We start from the raw sequence: 11244 nt of genomic DNA on the forward strand, positions 1-11244 counted from the left end.
TACGCCGGAAACCGATCGGTTCCCCAAATTTTTACGTGCGCAGGTTTCAGGGGGGTGGGGGGGTAGTCAGGAGGACTAGATATGGGTCAACGTGGACCAGCGGCCAAGCCCGTTGAACTGAAGGCGCTGGAAGGAAACAGGGGAAAACGTCCTCTGGCCGTCAACCTAGACAGCACATTCAGGCCCGAAGTCGGCATGCCGAGTATTCCCAAGGGCCTGAGCCCCGGCGCGCGCAAGGTGTGGAAGCGACTCGGTACAGAACTGCTTCGCTACAACCTGATCTCTGTCGTGTACAGCGACATCTTTGAGGAACTGTGCGAAACCATCTCGGATGTGAAGGAGCTGCGGCACTCGCTGCGAGCCCGACAGGCGCTCCTCCGTGCCGAGGGCAAAGACCCGATGGGCGCCTATGAAGTGCTGACGCCCAATGGCATGCCACAGCAGCACCCCCGCTACCAGATCTTGAAGAGCGAGCGGCAAATGATGCTCTCACTGTTGGCCAAGTTCGGGTTGAGTCCTGCGGAGCAGGCGAATGTAACGACGGCAATTCGTGCCCAGCTCCAACTGTTCGAAGGTGATGGTGGAGAGAAGTCTGCAGAGAAGAATCCAACAGCTGGCCCAGTGGCTCCGCGGGGGTTTTCCGATTTCGATTGATCAACCATGTCCCGACCCCATGCCGAGTATTTCGAGCGAGCCCAGGCCTATGCCCACCGGGTGGTTGATGGACAGGAAACAGCGGGGAAGTACGAGCGCCTCGCGTGCAAACGTTTTCTCAAGGATCTCGATCGTCGGGGCGAGGACGGCTTTCCGTACGTCATCGATGTTCGCCTCGGCGGGCGTGCATGCCAATTCCAGGAGCTGCTTTGCCACATCAAGGGGGAGTGGGCCAAGCCGGTCTATGTGGACGGCATGGTCACCTACGCCAAGATTCGGCTGGAGGACTGGCAGATATTTGCCGAGTTCCAATTGTTTGGTTGGGTCCACGTGGATACCCGGCTGCGCCGGTTCCGGCGGTCCTATGAGGAGATCGCGCGCAAGAACGCCAAGTCAACCCGCGCTGCTGGCCGGGGCCTGTATCTGGCCTTTGCTGATGATGAACCTGGAGCCCAGGTGTACAGCGCCGCAACAACGGCAGAACAGGCAAAAGAAGTTTTTGACACCGCCCGTGAAATGGTGCTGCGCGACAGCGAGTTCCGTGCACGCTTTGATGTAACCGTAGGCCGCTACGACATCACCTGCGGGAGCACGGCCAGCAGCTTCAAGATCATGAACGCGGAGGCGTCAACCCAAGACGGTTTGAATGTCCATGGCGGCATCGTTGACGAGGTACATGCCCACAAGAAGCGCGACCTCTGGGACGTGATTGAGTCCGCAGACGGTGCGCGATCGCAGCCGCTGATCAGCGCCATCACAACTGCAGGCAAGGATACGGGCGGCATCGGCTACGAGCTGCGCGGCTACACGATCAAGGTACTAGAGGGAACCCACACCGACGAATCATGGTTCGGGGTGATCTACACCGTCGATGAAGGCGACGACTGGAAAGACCAGGCTGTCTGGCGCAAGGCAAACCCCAATCTGGGCGTGAGTGCGAAGGTGGACAAGCTGATTGCTACCTGCACCAAGGCAATTGCAACGCCATCCGCCAGGGGCAACTTCCTGACGAAACACTTGAACGTCTGGACCAACGCCGGCGTGGCCTGGATGGACATGGAGAAATGGAACGCCTGCGCCGATCCATCCATACGCGAACAGGACTTCGCGGACTGCGCCTGCTTTGCCGGTATGGACCTCGCCGAGAAGAACGACTTCGCGGCCAAGGTCAAAGTGGTCGAGAAGGGCGACACCTGGTATGTGTTCACACGTCTGTACTACAACGAGGATGCGGCCGCCGAGAGCAAAACGGCACAACTTGCTGGGTGGATTGAAGAAGGATACGTCCAGGTATCTCCGGGCAACTTGACCGACTTCGACATGATCGGTAGGGATCTGCTGAGTGATCGCGACTTGCACAACCTGCGCGAGGTCGCATATGACCCGGCCCTATCTTCGTATTTCGCCCGGACCTTGGCGGACAAGGGTCTGCCGATGGTGGAGATCTCGCAGCGCTCCACCTTCTATACACAACCCTTGCTCCAGGTGCAGGCCAAGGTGCTGGGCAAGAAGCTGGTGCACGACGGCAACCCGGCCATGACTTGGATGATCAGCAACCTGGTCGTGATGAAGTCGAAATACAACGAGCTGATGTCGCCCACCAAAGAGCGCGAAGAAAACAAGATCGACGGCCCCATGGCGATGTTGATGGGCTTTGGACGCGCCCTGGCTGGCGAAACGGTTGAAGAACCATCTTTTTGGGAATAGAGCGCATGACGATCAAAGACAAACTGGGGGCCGCACGCGCCGCTGCAGCCTCCTGGTTGCCCGATGCGCTGATGGTCGGCGGGGCTGCATCCGTTTCTGCTGGTGCCGGCATGGTGTACGCGCCAGCCGGATGGATCGTGGGCGGTTGCTTCGCCCTGGGCGCGGGCTATCTGGCCGCGCGAGGTGGCTGGTAATGGGATTCCTGTCACGCGCCATCGAGCGCAAGAGCGATCCGCTGTCCGTCTGGTCGGAAATGCTGCGGTCTGGAATGAAGTCCAAGGCCGGCCAAACCGTCAATCTGAGCAACGCGCTCAAGGTCGCCACCTTCTTTGCTTGCATCCGCGTGCTGTCGCAGGGCTGTGCGCAGGTTCCGTTCAAGCTCTTCCAGGAGAGCTTTGTCAACGGGTTGAAGAACATCCATCCGGCCCGCGGCCACGCGCTGTATGACGTGGTCACAACGCAGCCCAACGACTGGTCCACCAGCTACGAGTTCCGCGAAACCCTGGTTTTGCACGCAGCGCTGGGCAACGCCTACGCCTTCAAGAACCGGGTGATGGGCAAGATAGTCGAGCTGATTCTGCTAAAGCCACACCTGGTGCAGAAGGTCCAGCGGCCCGACTACAGCATCGCCTACAAAGTCACCAGCGAGACCGGCGCCGTGCAGGAATTCCCGGCCGAGTCGATCTGGCACGTGCGTGGGCCGTCTTGGGATGGTCTGCTGGGTATGGACATGCTGGCTATCGCTCGCGAAGCCCTGGGGCTGTCCATGGCGTCGGAAGAGTCCCACGCCAAGCTGCACACCAATGGAGTGCGCCCCTCTGGCACCTATTCAGTGGATGGAAACCTCGACAAAGAGGGCTACAAGAAACTGAAAGAGTGGATTGAGAAAGAGATGGCTGGGGCCGAAAACGCCGGCAACATCATGCTGCTGGATCGTGGCGCGAAGTTTCTGTCCACAACAATGACCGGCGTGGACGCTCAGCACCTGGAGACGCGCAAGCACGAGATTGAGGAAGTCTGCCGCTTCATGGGCGTATCGCCCTTGATGGTGTTCTCTTCGGACAAGACCAGCACCTTTGCGTCAGCTGAGGCCTTCTTCGACTCCCACGTCAAGCACACGCTAGCCCCCTGGTATTCGCGCATCGAGCAGTCTGCTGATGTGCACCTCCTGAGTAAGAAGGAGCGGGCTACGGGCCTGTACTTCAAGTTCATCGCTGCAGGTCTGCTGCGGGGCTCGGCCAAAGACCGAGGCGAGTTCTATGCCAAGGCTTTGGGCTCCGGCGGCTCTCCCGGCTGGATGACCCCCGACGAAGTCCGCGAGCTGGAAGACCTCAACCCCATGGGTGGTGACGCCGCCAAGCTTCCGCCAGGCAGCAGCAAACCACCTGCACCGCCATCTGACCCGCTACCCGCCTGAAAGGCCCCGCATGACCACCAAGACACTCGACTTCCGCTGTGAACTCAAAGCCAGCGGCGATACCGGCACCTTTGAGGGATATGGATCCGTCTTCAATATCGAAGATCAGGGCGGCGACATTGTGGTGCCCGGCGCTTTTAGTGAAACGCTGGCCAACCAGAAGGCCGCCGGCCGCATGCCCGCCATGCTGTGGCAGCACCGGCAGGCAGAGCCTATTGGCGTCTATACCCACATGGAGGAAGACGCCGTCGGGTTGAAGGTCAAGGGCCAGTTGGCGCTCAAGACAGCGCGCGGCGCCGAAGCCTATGAGCTGATGAAGATGGGGGCGCTGTCGGGTATGTCCATCGGTTACCGCTCCCGCGACGACAGCTGGGACCGTGTCACCGGGGTGCGCACCTTGAAGAAGCTGGACCTGGTTGAGCTGAGCCTGGTCACATTCCCAATGAACGACGCGTCCCGCGTCTCGGCTGTCAAGACCATTGAAGAGCTTGAGAGTCTGTCAGATATCGAACGCCACCTGCGTGATGTTTGTGGCATGTCGAAGAGTGAGGCAACAGCAATGGTGTCTCGCGTCAAGAGCGTTATCAGCCGGAGCGATTCCGGGGAGCGCGACCCCGCTGCAGGCGATCTGCTTGCGGCACTGCAAGCCCGCGCCGTCTTCTGACCCAGCGCATCCCCGTCCGAACCGCAGCCGCTCTTGAGCGGCTTTTTTCATTCCCGAAAGGAAAATTCATGAACCGGAAAACTCTCACCTGGGCACTTGTTGCCGTACTGGCGCTCGCCTGCAGCGCTGCTTTCGCTGGCTATCCGATCACCGACTACCTTCCCATTGACGTGCTGGCAAGCCTCGGGTCAGCTGGAGCCATGCCATTCGCAATGAAAGGCGAAGTCAATCTCATTGAAATCAAAAAAGTCTTGGATGACCAGGGCAAAGCCTTTGATGACTTCAAAAAGGCAAACGACGAACTGCTGAAAGCCAAGGCTGAAGGCAAGGCCGTTGGCGACCTGACCGCCAAGGTCGAAACCCTGTCCAAAGAACTGGACAAGCTCGACGACATGAAGGCCGCCATCGAAGATATTCTGAAGAAGGCCAACCGCCCCCAAACCGATGGCGAAATCAAGAGCGCTGCCGATCTGGCGAACGAAGTCAAGAGCTTCAATCTGATGATGCGCGCCGACTTCCAGGGCAAGGGCAAGCCCGCCCCCGCTGAGCTGGATGCCAAGGCGTACACCGAGTACAAAAATGCCTTCTTCAAGGTCATTGCTGGTGTCCCCCTGGACAACCTGTCCAGCGATGAGCGCAAGGCCATGCAGGCTGGCTCTGACCCCGATGGCGGCTACATGCTGCCGCACTCCACCGTGGGCCGCATGGTTTCCAAGCTGTATGAGCAGTCCACCATGCGCCAGCTGGCCACTGTGGTGCCGCTCAGCACCGACAAGCTGGAAGGTCTGGTCGACAACAACGAAGCCGACGCTGGCTGGGTCTCCGAGCTGGGCACCCGTTCTGAAACCAACACGCCCCAAGTTGGCAAATACGAGATCCAGGCGCACGAGATGTATGCCATGCCCAAGGCATCGCAGAAGATCCTGGACGACGCGGCTACCGACGTGGAAGCCTGGCTGGCCGGCAAGGTGGCTGACAAGTTCGCCCGTGTGGAAGGCGCCGGCTTCACCACTGGCACTGGCGTGGGCCAGCCGCGTGGTTTGTTCAGCTATACAACGGTTGCCACTGGTGACGAAACCCGCGCCTGGGGCCAGTTCGAGCACGTGGTCACGGGTGCCAATGGTGCCTTCCACACCACCAAGGCCGACCCGCTGCAGGACATGATCGGCGCGTTCAAGAGCCAGTACCTGAACAACGCCAGCTGGTTGATGCGCCGTGAAGTGCGCACCGCCGTGCGCAAGATGAAGGAAGCCACCAGCGACCGTTATCTGTGGGAACCCAGCTTGCAGATGGGCCAGCCCGACCAGCTGCTGGGCTATGCAGCTCGCGTGGACCAGTACGTGCCTGCCATCGCCACCGGCTCTCTGTCGCTGGCTTTTGGTGACATCAAAGAGGCCTACACCATTGTGGACCGCATGGGCATCCGCACATTGCGCGACCCGTTCACCGCCAAGCCCTACGTGGTGTTCTACAGCACCAAGCGCACAGGCGGTGGTGCCATCAACTTCGAGGCCGTGAAGTTCTTGAAGTTCTCCACCTGATGAAGCAGCCCCTGTGCGGTCCGCCCAGGGGCAACTTACAACCCATCAATAGGAATCAAACACCATGAAATCGAACGATCTCCACTCCAATGTCAAACAGGCGCTGGCCATCATCCCCGCCGCGATCGGCGCCAACGCCACCAAGACCGGCAACATCATCGACCGCCAGGGCTATGGCGGCGTGGAGTTCCTGGTGAGCTATGGCTCGGTCACCACCACCGGTACTGTCGTCACGCTGGTGATGAAGGAGGGCGATGTGACCGGTACGCTGACCAGCGTGGCCGACGCAGACCTGCTGGGCACTGAAGTCCTGGCAAGCCTGTTGGCCGCTACTCCGCGCACCGCCGGCTCCACCAAAGAGGTGACCAAGCGCGTGGGCTACAAGGGAACCAAGCGGTATGTGCAGCTCAGCGCGGTGCAGACGGGCGTCACGTCCGTTGGCTGCATCTCGGCAGAAGCCATTCTGTTCAACCCAACTCTGGCCCCTATCAGCAACCCCTGATCGCTGGCCTGTCAACTCAAAGGGGCACCCCACCAGGTGCCCCTTTTTTTCATGTTCATTTGGAAAGTACAGACGTATGCACGTTGCAATCCTCGGCCTCGGCCCATCCGTTCGCCAGTTCCTGGAGCTGGCCAAACGCGTTGGTGGCCGTCGGGCCTTTTGCGATGAAGTCTGGGGCATCAACGCCCTGGGCGATGTGTTCGCCTGCGACCGTGTTTTCCACATGGACGATGTCCGCATCCAGGAAATCCGCGCCGCGGCCAAGCCCGAATCCAACATTGCGCACATGCTCAAGTGGCTCAAGGCCCACCCGGGCCCCGTGATCACCAGCCGCGCGCACCCTGACTACTCGGGCCTAGTCGAGTTTCCACTTGGCGAAGTGCTCACCGCTAACCCGTTGGGCTACTTCAACAGCACGGCCGCCTATGCCGTGGCCTATGCATTGCATGTGGGCGCCAGCAAGATCAGCTTGTTCGGTATGGACTTCACCTACCCAGACGCGCATGACGCTGAGAAGGGCAGGGCCTGCGTCGAGTTCTGGCTGGGCATAGCTGCCGCCCAGGGTGTTGAACTCTCCATGCCCAAAACCACGAGCCTGATGGATGCAATGAACACCCAGGCGCAGCGCTTCTATGGGTACGACACGGTGGACCTGGCCTTTGCGCAGGGCGATGACGACCGTATCACCGTTACCCACACCGAGCGCACCCAGCTGCCCACGGCCGAGCAGATCGAGCAGGCCTACGACCACTCGCGCCACCCCAATCAGTTAGTCGAAGCCGCCGCCAGCGCCGGCGCACAGATCTAGGAGCATCACCATGGCAAGAGAACTCAGCACCGACGCGCAAGACTTCGGCGATGGCGCGGCCTACATTCGCGGCCTAGCCTACCAGTCCCAGGTTTCCTTTACCCGCCCCAACGACACCACCGCCTATGCCGCGCTGGATGTGGTCGGCGCAGCGGTCGCTGCGATTGAGTTCACCAACATCGGACCTGCCAATGGTCATATTCTGATCACAGATGCCGACCTGCGTGTGGACGTAGCCGCTGTGCCATCCGGCATGGCCGCGTTCCGCCTGCACCTGTACAGCGCCACGCCAGGCAGCGCGCTGGCCGACAACGCGGCGTTTGATCTGTCGTCTGGCGACCGGGCCACGTACCTGGGCTATATCGACCTGCCGGTGCCTGTGGATTTGGGCGCCACGCTGTTCTCGCAGCCTGCGCCCCAGGTGCCCAAGAAGGTCAAGATGGGCGCCAGCACCTCGCTGTTCGGCTATTTGCAGACTATTGGTGCCTACACGCCTACGGCCCAGGCGGTTAAGACTGTGCGGCTGAACGCGGTGGTGGGCTGATGCAACGTACCCTACGTTATGTGCTGCTGCGCGCGAGGAATCTCGCGCCGCCGGTTGCGCAGGGCGCCGTGCTGTCCGTTGAGATTGTCAACGCCGCGGCGCTCGATCCGCAGTCCAGTATTGGCGCCAGCGGCTCGGGCTGGGTCGCGGTGGTTACGCTCAAGGGCATCGTATCCCTGGTCGGCACGGTAGACCCCACAGCCTTTACGCTGCAGGTCTCTGACCCAGGGTATGACGCGTCTGGTAGTCAGACTACCGTCTCGCGCACGATTCAGGGTGTAGCTCACCTGCGCCGCCAGTATCCCAATGGTGCAAGCAAACAGATCACCACGGATGGGGCCAACGTAGCCATCGTGCTGTCTTTGGACGACTGGGTTTACACCGGCACCAGCATCGTGTCGGCAGCCATTGGGCCCAGCTTTTACCCTTCGTGCGTAGCCAGCAACTCGCCGATGAACACCAATTCTTCGGTCCAGGGCTACCCGACGCCGCTATTCGGGTGGATCAACCCTCAGCAGGAAGCAACAGGTAGCTCGCACGTTGTCGAGGCTGTGGCGTTCCACTGGCACGCCAGAAATGGCCAGCAGGTTGCCTGCATCAAATACAGCGTTACCGATGGCTCGACCACAAGCGCCGACGTCCTGGTTTCGTCGCCGTCGATGTCGGCCAAGGTCATCCAGGGAAATATCCCAGAGGTATGGTCTGGAACCATTGACATGTCGGGCATGACGCAGGGTGCGATGTGCACCGTGAATGCCAAGATATACCCATGGCTGGGCGTAGCCTACGACGTGAGCGTCAGCGGAACCGCGTGGCCTACTGCACGCCCCATCACCACGCTGCGTGTCCTCTGCGATAGAACTGGTGCATATGGCGGGGCCTATGCCTATGTTCAAGTTGGTGCGTCTGGTGGAACCACATCAGCGACCCCTGCAACTGCTCGCGCGGCCCCGTATCCGACGCTCACCGCTGCGATGGCTGGGATCAAGGCGTTCAACAATAGCAACAAGAGTCACAACGACAACGGCGGCGGTGAGATTCGTTTTATGGATACGGCAGGGGCCGACACGTTACATACGGTCGCCACCGCTCCGGCAAACTCTCCCGGCCTGACGTGGTGCACGATCACCAAAGACCCGCTTAGTTCGGCTGTAATCAGTGTCACCTTCAGTGTGCAATCGTCGTTTCCGAGCCTTTGCAAGTGGAAAAACCTGCGTATCGCGCCCAGCGCTGTGACGCACAACATTGTCGGCAATGACACCGCCAATGAAATGGTGGCTTTGGAGAATTGTGTTATCGACAACACGGCCAACAAGACCATCGTTAGTTGGTACAGGCTCAAGTATCTGCTTAACTTGACGCTGACAGGTGGACAGTCGTGCAACTTCAATGGCCTCGCGGCAACAGACAACGGCCTGGCCATCATCGCCGGCATGGTGGGCACCGCTACGTCCACCACGACCAACCAGCCGTTCATGCTGATCGGATGCACGCTGCCGAGATATTCTGTAACTCGCAGTACGACAACACAAGGCAACCACGGGCGCATCGTCTACAACTGCAAAATACAGTACGCGGCCTACGAAAAGTTGACTACTGGCGAGACCCTGCTTGATGGCTTCGCGAATGTGCAAAACCTGTATGAGCACGACAACGCAGCTTCAGTTGTCACGTGCATGAACTACTTCGCTGACGCCGACTTAACCACGGTTACCAATTACCTTGATTTTCACAATACGGCCGTCGGTAACCGCGCAAGTCGCATGTACAACGACGTCGCTGCATGCAAGGTGGTGCCGAACGGCGTAGTGAAGATGGGGGTTTCAAGGTACAGCCTCTACGACAACTCCAATCAAAAAGCCGACTGCTTCAGCAGTGGTGCTGGCTCGGTTGGGGCGTGGGCATATCTGTATGGCGTCGGCAATGTCGGCAACGTGTCGTTGTTCGGCGCGGTAAACCGCGCGGCTACGGACGCGCCACACAACGATAACGCCGACACCCCGTACATGGGCTGCGCTTGGCATCCGAGTAGCGAATACAACTTGGGCCGCACTGCATATGGCTTCACGACCACGCAGATCATGGACAACAATTTCAACAACTACACCGTTGCGCCGCGGGCCGTGCCAGCGCTTGGCGGCGACTACACGCCGAAGTCTGGCGCCACATACCTCAAGAGCCGAGTGCCGGTCGGGATGTCGATGCTCAACAAAGACCTGGCTGGCACCACCCGTCGTACCGATGGCACAGGCGCCGCCGGGTGCTACGAATCCGCCTAAGAGCAGCAATCCCCACCATGACCTACAAAATCATCACTGCTGTGGCAACCGAGCCAGTCAGCCTGGCTGAGGCCCGCCTGCAGATCAAGGCCGACTCGGACACCACTGAGGACGCCCTGATCAGCGCCTGGATCACCGCTGCCCGCGAAGTGGCCGAACAGTTCACCGGCCGCGCCTTGGCCGTGCAGACGCTGGAGATGGCGCTGCCGCGCTTCCCCTGCGAAGGCCTGCAGGTGATCGAGCTGGACATGCCCCCGGTGGCCAGCATCACCAGCGTCAAGTACACCGATACGGCGGGCGTGGAGCAAACCGTCTCCAGCGGCGACTATGCCCTCAGCCTCTACGGCGATGCCTGCGCGCTGGCGCCCACCTATGGCAAGTACTGGCCCAGCACGCAGCACGTGCCTGACGCGGTACGCATCCGCTACGTGACGGGCTATGCCGTTGCCCCAAAGGCCGTCAAAGCCGCCATCCTGCTGATGGTGGCGTTTTTGAATGAGAACCGCGGTGATGCCATCGTGGCCGATGACATCCAACCTCAGGCCGCCAAGGCGCTGCTTAACACTGTGAAGATCTGGAGCAAGTGAAATGGGTGTGATGATCGGCAAGCTGGACAGCCGCATCAGCATCATGCAGCGCACCGGCGCGGTGGACGCCCTGGGTCAACCACTGCCTGACGACTGGGCTGCCTACTGCCCACCTGTATGGGCCAACCTGCGCTACAACTCTGGCGCGGAGAGTATCAAGGCCGGCGCCGACACATCCATCGTCAAAGTCAGTATGCGTATTCGCTACCTGGCAGGTGTCACGGCTGGCATGCGGGTGGAGTATGCCGGTGACGTGTTCGACATCAAGGCGCGGCTGCCCAATCGGCGCAAGGGCTATACCGACCTGGTGTGTGAACTGGTGGCCTGACATGGGCATGACCATCAATATGAACGTGGCTCGGTTCAAAGAGGGCTTGCGGGCCAAGCTGGATGTGCTGCATGCAGCGACCCGGCCAGCTGCCCAGGCGGGTGTGCAGATCATCTATGACCGTGCGCGCATCAATGTTCCCGAGAGCGACCACATACACAAGTTTTACGGCACCCACCAGGTGTATGGCCCCTACAGCCCGGGCAACCTGCG

General features: G+C 60.2%; 12 protein-coding genes and 1 pseudogene. All 13 read left to right on the top strand.

Going from position 1 to position 11244, the window contains the following annotated elements:
* Window positions 1–81: 81 nt before the first annotated feature.
* Complete coding sequence (locus AC07OO_RS25195) at window positions 82–654, top strand: P27 family phage terminase small subunit (RefSeq protein ID WP_495084925.1); 573 nt, start codon at window positions 82–84, stop codon at window positions 652–654.
* A gap of 6 nt (window positions 655–660) precedes the next feature.
* Window positions 661–2361: a terminase large subunit gene (locus AC07OO_RS25200; RefSeq protein WP_495084926.1), complete on the top strand. Its 1701-nt coding sequence runs from the start codon at window positions 661–663 to the stop codon at window positions 2359–2361.
* Between the two features lie 5 nt (window positions 2362–2366).
* Window positions 2367–2555 carry a hypothetical protein gene (locus AC07OO_RS25205; RefSeq protein WP_495084927.1) on the top strand — a complete coding sequence of 63 codons (189 nt, stop codon included), beginning with the start codon at window positions 2367–2369 and terminating at the stop codon, window positions 2553–2555.
* Complete coding sequence (locus AC07OO_RS25210) at window positions 2555–3778, top strand: phage portal protein (protein WP_495084928.1); 1224 nt, start codon at window positions 2555–2557, stop codon at window positions 3776–3778. The genes AC07OO_RS25205 and AC07OO_RS25210 overlap by 1 nt, the downstream gene beginning before the upstream one ends.
* A gap of 10 nt (window positions 3779–3788) precedes the next feature.
* Entirely contained in the window at window positions 3789–4442 is a 654-nt protein-coding gene (locus AC07OO_RS25215) for an HK97 family phage prohead protease (protein ID WP_495084929.1), read from the top strand.
* Window positions 4443–4510: 68 nt separating this feature from the next.
* Window positions 4511–5983, top strand: coding sequence for a phage major capsid protein (locus AC07OO_RS25220; protein ID WP_495084930.1), 1473 nt, complete (start codon window positions 4511–4513; stop codon window positions 5981–5983).
* 64 nt (window positions 5984–6047) lie between these two features.
* On the top strand, window positions 6048–6485 hold the full coding sequence (locus AC07OO_RS25225; protein WP_495084931.1) for a hypothetical protein: 438 nt from the start codon (window positions 6048–6050) through the stop codon (window positions 6483–6485).
* A gap of 76 nt (window positions 6486–6561) precedes the next feature.
* The gene (locus AC07OO_RS25230; RefSeq protein ID WP_495084932.1) at window positions 6562–7293 is read left to right on the top strand and encodes a hypothetical protein; all 732 of its coding nucleotides are present in this window, start codon (window positions 6562–6564) and stop codon (window positions 7291–7293) included.
* 10 nt (window positions 7294–7303) lie between these two features.
* The gene (locus AC07OO_RS25235) at window positions 7304–7837 is read left to right on the top strand and encodes a hypothetical protein (protein WP_495084933.1); all 534 of its coding nucleotides are present in this window, start codon (window positions 7304–7306) and stop codon (window positions 7835–7837) included.
* Window positions 7837–10116: a hypothetical protein gene (locus AC07OO_RS25240; protein ID WP_495084934.1), complete on the top strand. Its 2280-nt coding sequence runs from the start codon at window positions 7837–7839 to the stop codon at window positions 10114–10116. Before AC07OO_RS25235 ends, AC07OO_RS25240 begins: the two co-directional genes overlap by 1 nt.
* Window positions 10117–10133: 17 nt before the next feature.
* Window positions 10134–10703 carry a head-tail connector protein gene (locus tag AC07OO_RS25245; RefSeq protein ID WP_495084935.1) on the top strand — a complete coding sequence of 190 codons (570 nt, stop codon included), beginning with the start codon at window positions 10134–10136 and terminating at the stop codon, window positions 10701–10703.
* A gap of 1 nt (window position 10704) precedes the next feature.
* Window positions 10705–11031, top strand: a complete 327-nt coding sequence (locus AC07OO_RS25250; protein ID WP_495084936.1) for a phage head closure protein — start codon at window positions 10705–10707, stop codon at window positions 11029–11031.
* A 7-nt stretch (window positions 11032–11038) separates the two neighbouring features.
* Window positions 11039–11244, top strand: a pseudogene (locus AC07OO_RS25255) (hypothetical protein); the annotation flags it as partial.

It is taken from the genome of Rhodoferax sp. GW821-FHT07G04, assembly GCF_059418585.1.